Raw genomic sequence first — 16,537 nt, 5'->3', positions numbered from 1 at the left:
CGGAGGGGACGCTGTGGTCGAGGTGGCACGTGAGACCGCCGGGGCGGTCGCCGACTCCCCGGCGAGCGCTCCCGCGACGTTGGGCGAGCTGGTCCGCCTCGTCCGCGAGGACCACCGCGTCAACAGCGAAGGGCTCTGGACCCCCGGCTTCTACGCGGTCGCCGCACAGCGGCTCGGTGCGTTCGCGTCGGGGCCCGGCTGCCCGCGGCCGCTCCGTGCGGTGCTGCGCCCGGTCGCCGACCTCGCCTACCTCGTGGTCCGCAACGTCTTCGGCATCCAGCTGCCCGCGACGGTGCGCCTCGGTCGCAGGGTGCGCATCGCGCACCAGCACGGCATCGTCATCCACCCGCACGCCACGCTCGGTGACGACTGCATCGTGCGACAGGGCGTCACGGTCGGCGCGGGCAGCGACGAGACCCAGGCCTTCCTGCGCCAGGCGCCGGTGATCGGTGCCCGCGTCTCCCTGGGCGCGGGGTGCGTCGTGGTCGGCGCGGTGCGGGTCGGCGACGACGCGAAGATCGGCCCGAACGCCGTCGTCATGACCCACGTGCCGGCCGGTGCGACCGTGCTCGCGCAGCCGCCGCGGATCGTGCGCGCGAGGTCCGCGACGTGAGCGCCGACCTCCTCGCGGAGGCCCGGCGGCGGGTCGACGACGGCGACGCCGCCGGCGCTGCGGCGGTCCTCGGTCGCGTCGCCGAGGACGCGTCGAACGCCGGCGCCTGGATGGCGGCGGACCGCCTCGCGGCGCGACTGCCGCGCGGGGAGGACGGCTCGGCGCCGTGGGCGCGGCGATCGGTCCGGCTCGCGCTCCTCGCCTCGCACACGAGCGGTCCCCTCGCGTCCGCGCTGCGCGTCGCGGCGCTCGCCCACGGGATCGCGCTCGACGTCCACGAGGCGCCGTACCACGCGTACGAGCAGGAGATCGCCGACCCGACGTCAGGCACCTACGCGTCCCGTCCCGACGTCGTGCTGCTCGCGGTCGACCAGCGCGAGGCGCGCCTGCCGGACCTCTCGGCGTCTCCCGAGGAGGACGTGCGGCGCGAGGTCGACCGGTGGCGCGCGCACTGGGAGCTGATCCGTTCGCGGAGCCGCGCGCTCGTGCTCCAGACGTCCTTCGTCCCGCCGTCGGCCGACGCGCTCGGCGACGTCGCACTGCGCACCCCCGGCGCGCGGCGTCGGCTCCTGCGGCAGGTCAACGACGAGCTCGCGCTCGCCGGGGACTCCGGTGCGTACGTCGTGGACGCCGAGGCGGTCGCCGCGGAGGTCGGTGCCGGTGCGTGGGCGGACCCGCGCTACTGGTTCGCCGCCAAGCAGGCGGTCGGACCGGGCGCGGTGCCGCACCTCGCACGCCGGGTGGTCGACGTCCTCGCAGGGGCGCTGGGCCTCGGCCGCAAGGTGCTCGCGCTCGACCTCGACAACACCCTCTGGGGCGGCGTCGTCGGCGAGGACGGCGTCGGGGGGATCGTGCTCGGCGACGGGCCGGCCGGCGAGGCGTTCGCCGAGTTCCAGGCGTACCTGTCGTCCCTGCGCAGCCGTGGCCTGCTGCTCGCCGTGTGCTCGAAGAACAACCCCGCCGACGCGCGGCTGCCCTTCGAGCAGCACCCCGAGATGCGGCTGCGGCTCGAGGACCTCGTCGCCTTCGAGGCGTCGTGGGACACCAAGCCGGAGGCGCTGCGGCGGATCGCGAAGCAGCTCGACGTGGGCCTCGACGCGCTCGTGCTCGTGGACGACAACCCCGCGGAACGGGAGATCGTCCGCCAGCTCCTGCCCCAGGTGGGCGTCGTGGAGCTCCCCGCCCAGCCGAGCGGGTACGTGCGCGCCGTCGCGTCTTTCCCGGGCCTCCAGTCGGCCGCGCTGACGGCCGACGACGCGCGCCGGACCGAGCGGTACCACGCCCGCCGCGAGGCCGCGGACCTCGAGGGCTCGGCCGCGACGCGGGAGGACTTCCTCACGAGCCTGCGCATGACGGCCCGCATCGAGCCGCTCGACGAGGTGAACCTCGCGCGGATCGTCCAGCTCGTCGGGAAGACCAACCAGCTCAACCTCACCGGACGGCGGCACCAGGCGGCCGACGTGCTCGACCTCGCCGCACGGCCGGGCGCGGTGGTGTGGGGGCTGCGCATGTCGGACCGCTTCGACGACCACGGGCTCGTCGGTGTCCTCGCCGCCGTCCCGTCCGGAGGCGACCTGCGGATCGACACGTTCGTGCTCTCGTGCCGCGTGCTGGGCCGCACGGCCGAGCGGGCGATGCTCGACGCGCTGCACGCGTTCGCCGTGACCGAGGGGCGGGCTCGCCTCCTGGGCGAGTTCGTCGCGACCGACCGCAACGCGCCCGCGCGCCCCATCCTGCCGGAGGCAGGCTTCCGCCCGGCGCACGCGCCGCCGGACGGCGACCTGGCGGCGCAGTGGTGGGAGCTCGTCGTCGACGAGCAGCGGATCGGGTCGCCGTTCGTGGCGTGGACGGGACCGGACGGTTCCGGAGGAGGAGAGGTCGGCACGCCGACCCAGGACGAGGAGGTCGCCCGTGGATGACGTGGAGCGCGGCGTGGTCGAGGTGCTGCGCGAGGTGTTCGCCCAGCCGGACCTGGAGGTGACGCCCGCGACCACCGCGGGGGACGTCGAGGGCTGGGACTCGCTCGCGCACCTCAACGTGCTGTTCTCGCTCGAGAGCCGGTTCGGCGTGCAGTTCACGGACGGCGAGATGGGCTCGATCCAGGACGTCGGCGAGCTCACCGAGTCGATCCGCACGAAGCTCGGCTGAAGGCGAACCGCCATGGCGACGCCCGCTCCACGCGTCTCGGTCGTCATCCCCGCGCGCGACGCGGCGGCCACGCTCGGGGAACAGCTCGCGGCGGTGTGTCCGCAGGTGGCCGACGCCGACGGCGAGGTGGTCGTCGCCGACAACGGCTCGCGCGACGCGACGCGCGAGGTGGCGACCGCCACCGGACGTCGCTGGCCCATGGTGCGGCTCGTCGATGCCCGCTCCGGTCGCGGACCGGGCGGTGCGCGCAACGTCGGAGTCGCCGCGGCCCGCGCGCCGGTCGTCGCCTTCTGCGACGCCGACGACGTGGTCGCCGAGGGCTGGCTCGACGCCCTGGTCGGCCGCGTCGCCGCCGACCGGCTCGTCGCCGGGCGGTTGGACCGGACGCGGCTCGACGGCGGGCAGTCCTGGCAGCAGCAGCAGGACGGGCTCATGCGCAACCCGATCATGCCCGGCCTGTGGTGTGCCGGGGCCGGGAACCTGGCGGTCCGACGAGACTTGTTCCTAGCAGTGGGGGGCTTCTGCGAGGACCTGTGGGCAGGGGAGGACGTCGACCTGTGCTGGCGCGCCCAGCTGGCCGGCGTCGAGATGGTGCTCGCGCCGGACGCGGTCGTCTACGTGCGGAGCAGGTCCGCGCTGCGGGGCGTCTACCGCCAGATGTACGGGTGGGGAACGGGGTCGCGCGTCCTGGAGCGGCGCTATGCGCGGCTGCGTGCTGAAGGTCTCGGCGAGACGCTCGCGGACGAGGAGCTCGAGGTCCCGGCGCACGAGGGCGAGAGCGGGCCGAGCGAGCGCATGCCCGACACCGTGCGCAAAGCCGTCGGGGCCGGGTCGACCGCGGCGCGACGCGCGCTGCGACTTCTGAGCGCTCGGGGGCGAGCCGACGCGGCGTCCGCGCTCGGCGAGCGGCGAGGCCGGGCGCGTGGGACGTTCGGCGCAGAGGTCCCGGTGCTCTCGCCGGATGATGTCGCAGACCTGCGCGAGCGCTTGCGCCATTCGCGTGAGGCCGGTGCCTCAGGTTCGTCGCAGTCATGACGGTGCCCCGACGAGGCGTGGTTCAGCGGACGAGGTCCGGGCCGTAACTGCGCAGCACGCCGTCGCCCCGAAGGTCGCCGACGACCACGGGACGCAGCCCGGTGCCCACCATGCCGTCGAGGATCCGACGCAGGACGTCGGCCCGGTCGAAGCGCGGCAGCTCAGCCGGGTCGTCGGCGAGCTCGGGGTCGGCCCGGTCGTCGTGAAGCAGGAGGAAGGCGCCGGGGCGCAGCGTGCCGAGGGCGTTCTCCGCGATCCGACGCTCGTCGTCGTGCATCCAGTCGCGTGCCTCCGCGGTCCACAGCACGACCTCGAGACCGCACGCGTGGAGCGTCGCGTTGACGCGCAGCGTGCTCGCGCCGTAGGGCGGGCGGAAGAGCCGTACCGGCACCTGGGCGACGTCCTCGACCGCGTGCCGGGCGCCGAGCACGGACCCGACGGCGGCGCGTGTCCCGAGGCGCGTGAGGCGTCGGTGATCGGCGCCGTGCACCGCCACCTCGTGGCCCTCCGCCACCATCCGAGACACGATCCGCGGGTGCCGGCGCGCCGGTTCGGCGAGGACGAAGAACGTCGCCCGCGCGTCGTGCTCGGCGAGGACGTCCAGGACGCGCGGGGTGTGCTCCGGGTGCGGGCCGTCGTCGTACGTCAGCGCGACGCAGTCGGTCGCCGGGTCCGCCCGGAACGCGGGGAGCACCGGCCCGAGGACCGCGCGCGCCGCGACGGCGATCGTGCGGTCGATCACCCCGGCCGGCCCGGGGACGGACTCGTCGTCCAGCACGCGGCGGCGCACGACCCGGTCCCGGCGGGAGACCTGCAGGATCCTCACGCCAGCTTCTCCAAGGCGTCGTCGAGCTCGTGCCGCGCCCGCCGCCACGTGTTCGCCTCGGCGTGCGCACGGGCGCGTGCCCGCGCCGCGTCGAGGGCGGCCCGGTCGTCGGCGAGGTGCTCGATCACGGTGGCGAGCTCGTCAGGATCATCGGGCCGGACGAGGGTCGCGGCGTCGCCTGCGAGCTCGGGGATGCCTCCCACGGCGCTCGCGACGACGGCAGCGCCCGAGGCCATGCCCTCGAGCACCGTGAGACCGCTCGGCTCGGCCCACACCGACGGCACGACGACGACGTCCGCGTCCCGCAGGAGCGTGGCGACGCGTGGACGCTCCTGGAACGGCAGGAACGTCACCCGGTCCCCGAGGACAGCGGCCCGCGCGCGCAACGACTGCTCGTATGAAGAGGGTCGTGCCCGCACGTCGAACCCCTGCGAGCCGACGACGGTCGCACGGACGTCCGGGCGGTCGAGACGCGCAAGGGCCTCGACCAGCACGTGCACGCCCTTCTCCGGCACCACGCGACCGATGAAGAGCACCCGGAGCTCCACGTCGTCGCGGTCGTGCTCGCGCGGACGGAAATGTTCAACGTCGACCCCGTTGCGCACGACGACCACCCGTGCGGCGAGCCGGCCGCCGATCTGGGCGCGTAGCCGGTCCGCGAGGAAGGTGCTCACGCACACGAGCGCCGCGGCGCGTCCGAGCGTGCGTCGCGTCTCGGCTGAGCCGTAGCTCCGGAAGAGGTCGTTGTGCGCGTAGAGCACCGGGACGTGACGCCCGTCGACGAGGGGGACGAGCTGGGGAACGTTGTGCGCGAAGACGACGGACGGCTCCCAGTCCCGCTGACCGGTCAGCGTCGCGCGCAGGGGACGGCGCGTGCTGAGGCGTGGCGCGCCGAGCCTTCCGAGGCCCGCGTCGGCATACCGCCACGCCCGGCCGGGCGCCCTGGCGGGCGAGTACTCGAAGACGTCCGCGCTGTCGTACCGGTCCAGGTAGGTCCCGCGCGCGACGAGCACGGCCGGACGCCGCGGGGCGGCCGTCGCGAGACCGTGGACGACCGTGGGCACGGCCGAGCCCGTGCGCGGGGAGAAGTGGTCACCCGGTGTAACGACGTGGACCTCACGCCGTCCCTCGTCGCTGTCGTCGACGTTCACGCGCCCAGTCAACCGTGCCGGCGCGCCACGGGTCCCGTGCTCCAGCGGGTGAACTGTGGTCGGGGGCCTAGGTGGGCACGGTCCCCCACCGAATAATGGGCCGCATGCCTCAACCAGCCGGGACCAGTGCGTCCGTCGTGGTGCCGACGTACAACCGGCCCGACCACGTCCGCACCTGTCTCGAGCACCTGTCGCGCCAGTCGTTCGCGCCGGAGCGGATCGTCGTCGTCGACGCGTCGCCGACCACGGCGACGCGGGACGTCGTGCGCGACGTCCCTGGCGTGACGTACCTGCGGAACGACCGAGGCGCCGGGAGCACGGCGACCTCGCGGGCGATCGGCGTGCGCGAGGTGACGAGCGACGTCGTCGCGTTCCTGGACGACGACGCGTTCGCCGCCGAGGACTGGCTCGAGCAGCTCGTCGCGCGGTACGACGACCCGCGCGTCGGCGCGGTCGGCGGCCGTGCGCTCAACGGGCAGCCAGGGGAGGAGGCCGAGGGGGCGGACCGCGTCGGGCTGCTGCTCGACGACGGGTCGCTCACCGGGTTCTTCGCCGCCGACCCGGGTCGCGACGTCGCCGTAGACCACCTCCTGGGCGCGAACATGTCGATGCGCCGCGCGGCGCTGGAGTCCGTGGGCGGCATCGAGGACCACTACCCGGGAACGTGCCTGCGGGAGGAGACCGAACCCGTGCTGCGCCTGCGGCTCGCGGGCTGGCACGTCGTGTACACGCCTGACGCGGTCGTACGACACGTCGCGGGACCGTACGCCAAGGGGAGAAGGTTCGACCTGCGGTACACCTACTACGGCCGGCGCAACCACGTCGTGCTGCTGGCACGGACCGTCGGTGTGGGTGATCCTCGTTTTCGCCGGAACTTCGGAGCGGTCGCGCGTCAGACCGGCGCCGAGATCGCCTATGCAGGACGCTCCGTGACCAGGCTGTGGACGCGGCAGGGGTCCGTGACGCGAGGAGTCGGCAACGGGGTCCTCCGCGCCGGGACGAACGTCGCGGGCACGCTGGGCGGACTCGGGGCGGTCGCGCTCCTCGGGGTCCGCGACGGACTGCGTCCGACCGAGGTCAGGGGCGACTGATGAGCGGGCCGCTCGGGGCCAAGAGGGTGCACGTCCTCTGCGCGCCACCTGGCGGTCGCAACACCGGGATGACGACGGTCGACCTGTCCTTCGAGGCCGTGTCGCGGTCACTCGGGCTCGACGACGTCGTGTACTGGCGGCTCTGGGACCAGAGCGAGTGGCGCACACCCGTCGGTGGCTCCTCCGTTCTCGACGACGGGTCGTTCGCTGACGAGGGCACCGGTCTCGTGTACCGCAACCTGCGCGGTCGCCTCGACGAGTTCCTGGACGCCGACGCGGTCGTGTACTGGGGCGACTTCCTGCACATGGCCTTCTACCTCGAGGCGAACGTCGACACGCTGTCGAGACGGATGGGGATCACCTCCCGGGCGCAGGCTCGCGAGATCGCTGACCGTACGCTGCTCCTGGCAGGGCAGTCCGACGACGTGCTGGCGCGCGTCATGTCGTTCGGGACGACGCTGAGCTTCAACACGGCGGACGACTACCGCAGCGACTACGGCGATGCCCTGCGGTCGTTCGCCGGGCGCGCACACCGCGTGTGGTTCCGCGACACGTACTCGGCATGGATCGCGCAACTCGCCGGGGCCAACGCGGGAGCCTCCGCCAAGGGCGTCGACGCCGCGTTCCTCCTCCCGCCGGGACCGAGCGTTCCCTCGTCCGGTCGCCTCGGGGTGTTCTTCGGGCGCTCGGCGCTCTCCCCGGAGACGCTTGCCAGGCTCGGGAGGCAGCTAGCCACGTCGCTCGACCTGCGCCCGCGGTGGATCCCGTGGGGCCACGAGCCCGCCTTCTGGCCCGTGGCCGACCGGCGCCGGTTTCGCCTCGCGTGGCCCGGGCTCGAGCTCGAGGAGCTCTCCGTTGGTCTCGGGACGCGGCTGCGGCACGCCCGCGCCGTGGTCGCGCGTACGCCCGCGGAGCACACCGCGAGGCTCCCGTTCGACGGGCTGGTCGCGCGTGTCGCGGCGTGCGACGTCGTCGTCACCGACACCTATCACCTCGCAGTGAACGCGTGGCGGCTGGGCATCCCCGCCGTCTGCGTCGTCGACCGCCCGCCCCGCATCTGGAGCGTCAACTCGGGCTCGCAGGGGACTCGTCGTGACAAGCGCGAGGAGCTGTACTCACAGCTCGACGCGTCGGAGCTCCTCGTCTCGGTGGAGGACCTGGCGTCGCACGTTCGTGAGACGGTAGCGCGGATCGCGGACCGGTTGGCCGACCGGGCCGCGATGGACTTCGTCCTCGGCAGGGTGCGACAGGTCGTGACGCTCGGTCACGAGCTCGCCGGCAGCGGGATCCGCTCGATCCTCTCAGCGGCCCGCGTCTGAGCGCTGTGCCGTGCACAGCCGCAGGAACGGGCCCGCGATCCGGGCTATCGTGCGCGGCAGCGATCCCGTGATCGCCGAGCTGTCCTCCGGCGTCAGCCCGGCGCGGACCAGGTGCAGGAGCAGCACCAGCAGGACCAGACCGAGGGTCGCGGCGACCACCGCAGCCGCCACGCTCGGGAGTCCCAGCAGGGACACGGCGTACCAGCTGCCGCCGCCCGCGACCGCTCCGAGGGCGAACGGCGCGACCGCGCGGAGCACGTCGCGCCCGCCGACGCCGAAGATGCGGCTCTCGCTGACGAGCAGCATGGTGACCTGCAGGAGGGCCGCCGCGACGTTCCCTAGCACCGCTCCCCAGACGCCGAGGACGGGCACCAGGGCGAACATCGTCCCGACGTTCACGACGAGGGCGCACAGGTTGACGACGAGGAGGCGGTTCCCCGACAGCCGGGCCATCACGAACGCCTTCACCGGGCTGACGATCACCATGAGACCACCGGACACCCCGAGCACGAGGAGCACCTCCGGCACCCCGGCGTACTGCTCGCCGTAGATCACCGGCACGAGGAAGGCCAGCAGCGGGAGCGCGCTCGCGAGGAGCAGCGCCATGACCGTCGACGAGGCGCGCACGGTGCGTGACAACGCGCGCCCGACGGACGCGCGATCGATCTCGTGAAGTCCCGACACCGCGGGGATGAGCGGGCCGACGAGCGCCTGAGCCGGGCTGAACAGGTGCGTGGCGAGACCGAACGCGAGCGCGTAGACGCCGGCGGCCTCGGGCTCCGACATCCAGGTGAGCACGACGACCTCGACGCGAGACGAGAGCATCGTCGCCGTCATCGTGGCGAGCCCGGCGGGGAGCGCGAACCTCCAGAACCCGGGCGGGAACCGGCGGAACCGCGGGACGAGCGCCGCGCGTCGGTAGGCGGGGGCGACGTAGAACAGGGCGAGAACGACCCCGATGCCGCCCATGACGAGTCGCGCGGCCCAGACCGCGTCGGCCGTCTGGACGGTGAAGATCGCGACGAGGACCAGCCCCTGCGTGAGCGCGTTGACGAGCATCGCGTTCTTCGCGCCCTCGGCCGTCTTGTTCTCGATGCCGAAGCAGTAGAGCGCGCTGCCGAAGACGGACGGCAGGAGCACGCCGAACATCACCGTCACCGCGAGCATGGCCGGGCTGACGTCGACCACGCTGATGACGACGAGCGTGAGCACCGGTGCGGCGACGAGCAACCGGATCGCCTGCGAGGTCGACAGCAGGTTCTTGACCTCGTCGGTGCGGCCGGCCGCGTGCGCCTTGGACCCGAACTGGATCACCCCGGTGCCGATCCCCATCGAGATGATGCTGTCGACGATCGCGAGGATGGAGGTCAGGTAGGCGAGGCGACCGTAGTCCTCGACGCCGAGGACGCGGGCGAGCACGATGTTGACGGCGAAGGCGAGCGGCATCGAGACGGCGGTGTGCAGGAGCGTCCAGTACGCCCCGCGGATGGCCAGGCGTTGCAGGCTTCCGCGGGTGAGCGTCGGGGTGGCCGGTCCCTCGGTCCCGTCGGGCGGCGGCACGTCGGGTGCGGTCATGCCCGACCGGCCAGGACGGCGTCCCACACCGCGGCGTGCGCGGTGGCGGACGCGTCCCACGTGAAGGTGCGGGCACGTGCGCGCCCGCGTGCGATCCCGTCGCGCACCTCGGGACCACGTCCGAGCGCGTGCACCAGACCCTCGGCGAGCCCGTCGCCGTCGGGCTCGACGAGGATGCCTGCGTCGCCGCACACCTCCGGGAGCGACGAGCGCTCCGCAGCGACGACAGGGACGCCCGCGGCCATCGCCTCGAGCGCGGGAAGGCCGAACCCTTCGTAGAGCGAGGGCACGACGACGGCCCGCGCCCCGGCGACGAGACCCGGGACGAGCGCGTCGGGGACGAGGCCGACCCGCAGCGTGCCGTCCAGAGGGTCGAACAGCCGGTCCCGTCGCTCGGACGGCGGACCACTGAGGACGAGCGTGACGTCCGGGTGCGCGGACCGGACCGACGGCCACGCCGCGGCGAGGCCGTCGAGGTTCTTGCGCAGGGACGACCCTCCCGCGTGGAGCACGTACGGCCCGTCGACGCCGAGCGCGCGCAGCTGCTCGACGGCGAGGGGCCGAGCGTCGAAGAACCGCTCGTCGACACCGTTGTGGATGACGTGCACGTGGTCGAGGCCCAGCCGCTCGGCCACGTCGTCGGCGGCGAACCGGGACACGGAGATCACCGCTCGCGCCCTCTGCGTCTCCTGCGCGGCGAACGGCTCGGGCGGCGACTCGTCGGGGAAGCGCCAGGCGACGGTGTCGTGCACGGTGACGATCTCGGGGACGCGCGCCGGTGGGAGCGACAGCCCCATCCGGTGCACGGCGTCGGCGCCGGGGTACATGAGCGCACCGACGGCGCGGCGGACGCCCGCGGGTGCCTCGCGCAGCACCCAGTGCGGGAGCCGCGCGGTGCCGGGCAGCGGCGAGCGCAGGGAACGCGTCACCGACCGGGACACGTCCACGTCCGGCCCGAGGGCAGACCCGGCGCGGCGCGACACCTCGCGCTCGTAGACCTGCTGTCCCATCGGGACCCCCACCGCGATGGTCGCCAGCGTCAGTCGCGGCACCCGTACCTCCGGTCGCTCGTCGCTCGTCGCTCATGACCTTGTCGCCGTCGCCTGACCGTGCGGGACACCGGACCTGCCACGTGGGACTCCTCATTGTCGGGGCAGCGCGCGTCCCGTCCCAGACCTCCGGCCCCGCATTCACCCGCTCCCGGACCTCATGCGCGCGGATTTCACCCTGTGGGGGTCGGGTGGTGCGCCTACTCTTCCTGGAGCCGACAACCGCCGAGGAGGTTTCGTGACTGCTGTCGCGCTCGTCGCGAGCTCCTTCCTGCCGCGCACCGGCGGTGTCGAGGAGCACGTCCTGCACGTGGCGCGCCGGTTGCACGCCGCGGGTCACCGGGTCGCGGTGTGGGCCGTCGACCAGGAGGACGAGGGCACCCCGTCCGTGCTCGACGGCGGCATCCCCGTCCGCTACCTGCCCGCGCCGCTCCCCGCGCGCAACGTCTCCTCGCTCCTCTCGTTCGCGCGGTCCTCGCCCCGTGCGTGGCGCGCGTGGCGGACGGCCTTCCGGGCGGACCGGCCCGACGTCCTGCACGTGCACTGCTACGGACCCCAGGGACCGTGGACGCACGCGCTGGCGCGTCGGACCGGTACGCCGCTCGTCGTGACGGGGCACGGCGAGACGTTCGGGGACGCGCACGACGTCTTCGGCACCTCCGCGCTGCTGCGTTCCGCCCTGAGGCGGTCGCTCGCCGACGCCCGGGCCGTCACCGCGTGCTCGAGCTACGTGCTCGCCGACCTCGAGGCGCGGTTCGGCCTCGCGTCCGGTTCCGGGACGGTCGTCCCCAACGGGATCGACCTCGACGAGCCGGGCGGGCCCCGCCCGGCGTGGCTGCCGCAGCGCTACGTGCTGGCGATCGGGCGCGCGGTCCGCACCAAGGGCTTCGACCTGCTGCTCGAGGCGTTCGCCCGCGCGGACCTGCCCGACGACGTCCGGCTCGTCATCGGAGGCGACGGCCCGGAGGTCGAGGCGCTGCGCGCCCAGGCCGAGCACGCCGGGATCGCGGACCGGACGGTCCTTCCCGGGCGCCTGTCGCGGCCCGAGGTGGTCACCGCCGTCTCCGGCGCTCTCGCGCTCGTCGCGCCGAGCCGGGTCGAGGGTTTCGGGATCGTCGTGCTCGAGGGCTGGCGCGCGGGCGTGCCCGTCGTCGTCACCTCGCGCGGTGGCCCGCCGGAGTTCGTGGACGACGGCCGCACCGGGCTCCTCGTGGACCCGGAGGACGTGGAGGCGCTCGCGCGGGCCGTGGAGCGCGTCGTCGGCGACCGCGAGCTCGCGCGGGACCTGGGCGCCGCCGGACGTGCCGAGGCCGCGGCGTACTCCTGGGAGCGCGTCGCCGAGGACTACGCGGCGCTCTACCCGTGACGGGTGCGACCGGGCGCCCGGGTGAACTTCGACCCGACAGGGCCGTGCGGCCGGGCCGTGCGGCTAGCCTGACGCCGTGGTGCTGAGAGCCGGGGCGGGCGACGCCGAGCGTGAGCACGTCCGGCTGTACGGGCTGCACGTGGCGTCGGAGCTGCCGCTGCACCAGGACCGCCCGGCCGACCCCGCCGAGCCCGTGGACGTCACGGTCCTGTGGGGCGAGGGCGCGGGCGACGCGTCCGAGCCGACCGGGGCCCGCGTGCTCCTCGACTACGCCGACGGCGACCGGGCGTTCTACACCTTCTACGAGCTCGAGAACGGCGGCTACCTGCTGCGGTTCCACCGCACGTGCGACGTCCGGGTCTCGGCCGACCTCGCCACGGTTCACGTCCACCTGCGCGACGGGGCCGACCCGGGCGTCGCGGCGATCCTCGTGACGGGCGCGGTGCTGTCCTTCCAGCTCTACCTGCGCGGCGTAGCGGTGCTGCACGGCAGCGCGGTCGACGTCGGCGGGCGGGCGGTCGCGTTCGTCGGCGCGTCCGGCATGGGGAAGTCGACCATGGCGACGCTGCTGTGCGCCGCCGGTGGTTCGGTCATCACGGACGACGTGCTGCGCGTGGACCTCGACGGCGTCCCGTCCGTCCGGCTCGGGGCCAGCGAGCTGCGGCTGCGCAAGGGGGCGGACGAGCTCGTCGGCCGGTTCGAGGGACAGGACCCGGCGGTGCGCGTGAGCGCGGACGAGCGGCAGGTCCTGCGCCTCGGCGCAGGCGCCGACGACGCGCTGCCGCTCGCGGCGATCGTCGTGCCGTGGCCGGACCGCGAGCACACCGAGCTCGACGTGGAGCGGATCGAGCCGACCGTGGCCGTGTTCGCGCTCATCACCTACGCGCGGCTGCTGGGCTGGCGCGACAAGGCCGTCGTCGACCGCCACTTCGCGCAGGTCGCGCAGATCGCGCGGAGCGTCCCCGTCTTCCGGGCGCGCGTCCCCTGGGGGCCGCCGTTCGCCCCGGACCTCGCCGAGCGGCTGCTCGCGGAGATCGACGTCCGCGCCTGACGCTCCGCCGACGCGTCGAGGCCGGGATCAGGGAGTCGACCGGCCCGGGTCGAGATAGGCGTCCGCCTGCAGCGTGAAGAGGTCGGCGTACAGGCCGCCGTGCGCCATGAGCTCGTCGTGCGTGCCGTGCTCGGCGACGCGGCCCTCGTCGAGCACGTAGATGCGGTCCGCGGACCGGACCGACGAGAAGCGGTGCGAGATGAAGACGGCCGTGCGCCCGGAGAGCACGTCCCGCAACGACTCGAAGAGGTCGTGCTCGCCGCGGGGGTCGAGGGACGCCGTCGGCTCGTCGAGGATGATGAGGGGCGCGTCGCGGTAGAACGCGCGGGCGATCGCCACGCGCTGCCACTGCCCGCCGGACAGGTCCCGCCCGTCCCGGAAGAGCCGCGACAGCATCGTGTCGTACCCGTGGGGGAGCCCGGACAGGAAACTGTCGGCACCCGCGCGGCTCGCGGCCGCACGGACCCGCTCGTCGTCGCCGGGCGTCTCCACGTCGCCGACCTCGACGTTGTCGCGCGCCGAGAACGCGTACCGGACGAAGTCCTGGAAGATCGGCGCCACACGCTCGCGCACCGTCGCGCGGTCCAGCGTCCGCGTGTCGCGGCCGTCCCACCGGACCGCGCCGTCGTCCGCGTCGTAGAGCCCCGCGAGGATCTTCGCGAGCGTCGTCTTGCCCGACCCGTTCTCGCCGACGAGCGCGACGACCTCGCCGCGCCGGATCGTCACGTCGACGCCGCGCAGCGCGGGCACGTCGCTGCCGGGGTAGGTGAAGGCCACGCCCTGCGCGCTGATCTCCCCGAAGGTCGCGGGGGCCGGGTCGCCCGCCTCCAGGGCGTCCGCCGACGGCCCGAGCTCCATGAAGGCGTCGACGTCGTCGAGGAACAGCCCTGCCTCGAAGATGGCTTGCACGGAACCGAGGAGCGTCGCGACCTGCCCCTGGAGCATGCGGATCGCGACGATGGCGGCACCCGCCTGGGCCACCGTCATCTCGCCCTGCGCGATGAGCCACACGACGAAGAACAACGTCGCGGCCAGGACGAGGGCCGAGGCGAGGTTCCCGATCACGCTGAGCGCGGTGCGGCGTCGCAGGTGCGCGGCGAGGTCGCCCTGGTACCGCCCGTACAGCCCGTCGAACCGCTCGCGCAGCGTGCGACCGAGCCCGAAGGCGCGGATCTCCTTCGCCTCGTTGCGGCCGGTCAGGATGATCGACAGGTAGCCGCGCTCGCGCGCGGGATAGGTCTGGCGGACGGAGAAGTCGAACTCGAGCCGGCTCTCGCGCCGGTTGGTGAGCAGCAGGGGGAGTCCGCCGAGGACGAGCAGACCGAGGAGCGCGGGATGGATCGACGCGAGGGTCGCCCCGACGGTCACGGTGACCGCCGCGCTGCCGAACGCGCCGAGCAGCGCCTGGGTGACCTGGAGCGGCCGGCTCGCGGCGTTGGCGCTCACGCGCTGCAACGAGTCGTAGAACGCGGGGGACTCGAACTGCCGCAGGCTCACCCGCGTCGCGACCGCGAGGACCTGCTGCCAGGTCCGCCGGGCGACCGAGTCGGAGAGGAACCGGCGGATCGAGCCCTGGACGGTGCCGACCAGCGCCGCCGCCCCCATGAGCGCGGCCAGCGCGGCGACCGGACCGACGAGGTCCTGCATCCCTCCGCCCCCGGACAGGCCGACGACCGCGTTGAGGAAGCTCTCGACCACCAGCACCTGGCCCGCGAGCAGGACCGCCCCCACGAGCTGGAGCGCGGCGAGCGTGAGGAACAGCCACCGACCCGACTGCCAGACGAGGGAGGTGCAGCGCGCGACGAGCGTGGCGCCTCGCCGGAACGAGCGTCGCTGGTTGCGCTCGCGCACCCGCAGGTCGAGCGGGTCGACGAACGTCTCGCCGTCGCCGGCCATGGCACCTCCTCGTCGCGTCGCCACGGTCGCCGCCGACCGCCCCGCCAGTGTCTCAGCGTCCCGCCACCCGCAGGAGCGCGGCATCGGGTGAATCTCGCCCCCCGAGCCCCGCATCGCGGACGGTGCGCGGTACTGTCGCTCGCGCCGGTGCGGCAGCGAGACGGGTGGACCGAGAAGGGCTGGACGGCGGTGACGATGCAGGACGACTCGACGCTGAGGCCGCTCGCCCGGCTCCTGCTCGACGCCGTGCGCGGAGACGCGGGGACGGCGTGCCCGCCCGGCCTGCGGGACACCCCGGCGGACGACGTGGTCGCCGCCGGCCGGCTGCACCGGGTGACGCCCGCCGTCGAGCGCGTGACCCGCGCGTGGTCGGACGAACCGGCGGGATGGCGCGAGGCGCTCGAGCGGGCCAAGCACGACCAGCTCATGCGTCACCTGCGGGCGCTCGCGGACGTGCGTGGCGCCGCCGCCCTCCTGGACGAGGCGTCCGTCCCGTGGGTCGTCGTCAAGGGGCCGGTGCTCGCCGGGGCGATCTGGCCGGTCGTCAACATGCGGGAGTACTACGACGTCGACCTCGTCGTCGCGGCGCACCGGTTCGAGGACGCGGTGGAGGCGCTCCAGGAGCGAGGGGTCGTGCTCCTCGACCGCAACTGGCCGGAGATCCGGCGCACCGGCCGGGCCGAGCTGGCGATGGTGACGCCCGCCGGGACACCGCTCGACCTGCACTGGCACGTGGCGGTCCCCGCGGAGCTGCGGCGCGCGTTCCCGATCGACATGGACGCGATGCTCGACCGCCGGCGTCGCGTCGAGGTCGGGGGGCAGGCGCTGACGACGCTCGACCCGGTCGACACGGTCCTGCACCTCGCGTTCCACGCCGCGCAGTCGGGCGCGAACCGGCTCATGTGGCTCGCGGACGTGCGGTTCGCCCTCGAGCACGGGGAGGTCGACGTCGCGGAGCTCGAGCGGCGGTCGCGCGCGGCGGGCGCCTGGCTCGGTGTCCGGTCGGTGCTCGAGCGCGCCGACCGGGTCCTCGGCCTCGCGCCCGACCAGGCACCGCGCGGTCACGCGCCGACGTGGGTCCGGCTCGCGCGGCTGCGCGACACCCGGCACTCCTTCCCCGGCCTGCCCGGTGACCCGTCGCTCGGGGGCAACGAGTACTCCGCGGCGCGCCGCGGGGTCCTCGACAGCGCGGGCGTCCTCGTCCACCACCACCTCGCCGCGCGGCGGGCGGGCCGACGGCACGACGCGGGGCTCGACGAACGGCGGCCGCTCCAGGTGGACGTCCCCGACGAGCGGGCCCGGCGCGAGTATTTCGAGGGTGTCTCCGCTGCCTCCCGGAAAACCTGAGACTGGACGGGCGTCCAGTCCTTTCGGGTGAAGTTTTCCGTGCACCGGGTGAGAAGTTCTGGGAAAGCCC

14 protein-coding genes are annotated in these 16,537 nt (G+C 74.1%); 9 read left to right on the top strand and 5 right to left on the bottom strand.

Annotation, left to right across the window (positions count from 1 at the left end; genetic code table 11):
* The first annotated feature begins 22 nt into the window (after positions 1 to 22).
* From V5D56_RS19125 to V5D56_RS19110, 4 genes are read left to right on the top strand one after another with little or no spacing between them, the layout of a single operon-like run.
* Positions 23 to 613 carry a serine acetyltransferase gene (locus V5D56_RS19125; RefSeq protein WP_435736849.1) on the top strand — a complete coding sequence of 197 codons (591 nt, stop codon included), beginning with the start codon at positions 23 to 25 and terminating at the stop codon, positions 611 to 613.
* The gene (locus tag V5D56_RS19120) at positions 610 to 2,532 is read left to right on the top strand and encodes an HAD-IIIC family phosphatase (RefSeq protein WP_435736848.1); all 1,923 of its coding nucleotides are present in this window, start codon (positions 610 to 612) and stop codon (positions 2,530 to 2,532) included. The genes V5D56_RS19125 and V5D56_RS19120 overlap by 4 nt, the downstream gene beginning before the upstream one ends.
* Complete coding sequence (locus tag V5D56_RS19115; RefSeq protein ID WP_435736847.1) at positions 2,525 to 2,761, top strand: acyl carrier protein; 237 nt, start codon at positions 2,525 to 2,527, stop codon at positions 2,759 to 2,761. The genes V5D56_RS19120 and V5D56_RS19115 overlap by 8 nt, the downstream gene beginning before the upstream one ends.
* A gap of 12 nt (positions 2,762 to 2,773) precedes the next feature.
* Complete coding sequence (locus V5D56_RS19110) at positions 2,774 to 3,796, top strand: glycosyltransferase (protein WP_435736846.1); 1,023 nt, start codon at positions 2,774 to 2,776, stop codon at positions 3,794 to 3,796.
* 22 nt (positions 3,797 to 3,818) lie between these two features.
* On the opposite strand, the gene V5D56_RS19105 is transcribed toward V5D56_RS19110, so the two are convergent.
* Together V5D56_RS19105 and V5D56_RS19100 are read right to left on the bottom strand one after the other, a co-directional pair.
* Positions 3,819 to 4,622, bottom strand: a complete 804-nt coding sequence (locus V5D56_RS19105; RefSeq protein ID WP_435736845.1) for a polysaccharide deacetylase family protein — start codon at positions 4,620 to 4,622, stop codon at positions 3,819 to 3,821.
* Complete coding sequence (locus tag V5D56_RS19100; RefSeq protein ID WP_435736844.1) at positions 4,619 to 5,773, bottom strand: glycosyltransferase family 4 protein; 1,155 nt, start codon at positions 5,771 to 5,773, stop codon at positions 4,619 to 4,621. Before V5D56_RS19100 ends, V5D56_RS19105 begins: the two co-directional genes overlap by 4 nt.
* A gap of 104 nt (positions 5,774 to 5,877) precedes the next feature.
* Between V5D56_RS19100 and V5D56_RS19095 the strand changes: the two genes are divergently transcribed.
* Both V5D56_RS19095 and V5D56_RS19090 read left to right on the top strand, forming a co-directional pair.
* Positions 5,878 to 6,864 carry a glycosyltransferase family 2 protein gene (locus tag V5D56_RS19095; protein WP_435736843.1) on the top strand — a complete coding sequence of 329 codons (987 nt, stop codon included), beginning with the start codon at positions 5,878 to 5,880 and terminating at the stop codon, positions 6,862 to 6,864.
* Positions 6,865 to 6,932: 68 nt separating this feature from the next.
* Positions 6,933 to 8,183, top strand: coding sequence for a hypothetical protein (locus V5D56_RS19090; RefSeq protein ID WP_435736842.1), 1,251 nt, complete (start codon positions 6,933 to 6,935; stop codon positions 8,181 to 8,183).
* Here the strand turns inward: V5D56_RS19090 and V5D56_RS19085 are convergent.
* Both V5D56_RS19085 and V5D56_RS19080 read right to left on the bottom strand, forming a co-directional pair.
* Positions 8,166 to 9,758, bottom strand: coding sequence for an oligosaccharide flippase family protein (locus V5D56_RS19085; protein WP_435736841.1), 1,593 nt, complete (start codon positions 9,756 to 9,758; stop codon positions 8,166 to 8,168). The genes V5D56_RS19090 and V5D56_RS19085 overlap by 18 nt on opposite strands.
* Positions 9,755 to 10,810 carry a glycosyltransferase gene (locus tag V5D56_RS19080; protein WP_435736840.1) on the bottom strand — a complete coding sequence of 352 codons (1,056 nt, stop codon included), beginning with the start codon at positions 10,808 to 10,810 and terminating at the stop codon, positions 9,755 to 9,757. Before V5D56_RS19080 ends, V5D56_RS19085 begins: the two co-directional genes overlap by 4 nt.
* Before the next feature lie 235 nt (positions 10,811 to 11,045).
* Between V5D56_RS19080 and V5D56_RS19075 the strand changes: the two genes are divergently transcribed.
* Both V5D56_RS19075 and V5D56_RS19070 read left to right on the top strand, forming a co-directional pair.
* Positions 11,046 to 12,173 (top strand): glycosyltransferase family 4 protein, encoded by a 1,128-nt coding sequence (locus V5D56_RS19075; protein WP_435736839.1) that lies wholly within the window; start codon positions 11,046 to 11,048, stop codon positions 12,171 to 12,173.
* A gap of 76 nt (positions 12,174 to 12,249) precedes the next feature.
* Positions 12,250 to 13,224, top strand: a complete 975-nt coding sequence (locus tag V5D56_RS19070; protein ID WP_435736838.1) for a hypothetical protein — start codon at positions 12,250 to 12,252, stop codon at positions 13,222 to 13,224.
* 27 nt (positions 13,225 to 13,251) lie between these two features.
* Here the strand turns inward: V5D56_RS19070 and V5D56_RS19065 are convergent, their stop codons facing one another.
* Complete coding sequence (locus V5D56_RS19065; RefSeq protein ID WP_435736837.1) at positions 13,252 to 15,120, bottom strand: ABC transporter ATP-binding protein; 1,869 nt, start codon at positions 15,118 to 15,120, stop codon at positions 13,252 to 13,254.
* 147 nt (positions 15,121 to 15,267) lie between these two features.
* Between V5D56_RS19065 and V5D56_RS19060 the strand changes: the two genes are divergently transcribed.
* Positions 15,268 to 16,467: a nucleotidyltransferase family protein gene (locus V5D56_RS19060; RefSeq protein ID WP_435736836.1), complete on the top strand. Its 1,200-nt coding sequence runs from the start codon at positions 15,268 to 15,270 to the stop codon at positions 16,465 to 16,467.
* Positions 16,468 to 16,537: the final 70 nt, after the last annotated feature.

Source organism: Cellulosimicrobium sp. PMB13, from assembly GCF_051294865.1.
GTDB lineage: Bacteria > Actinomycetota > Actinomycetes > Actinomycetales > Cellulomonadaceae > Cellulosimicrobium.
The sequence above is the reverse complement of the archived record's forward strand: the minus strand, read 5'-3'. Positions and strand labels throughout refer to the sequence as shown.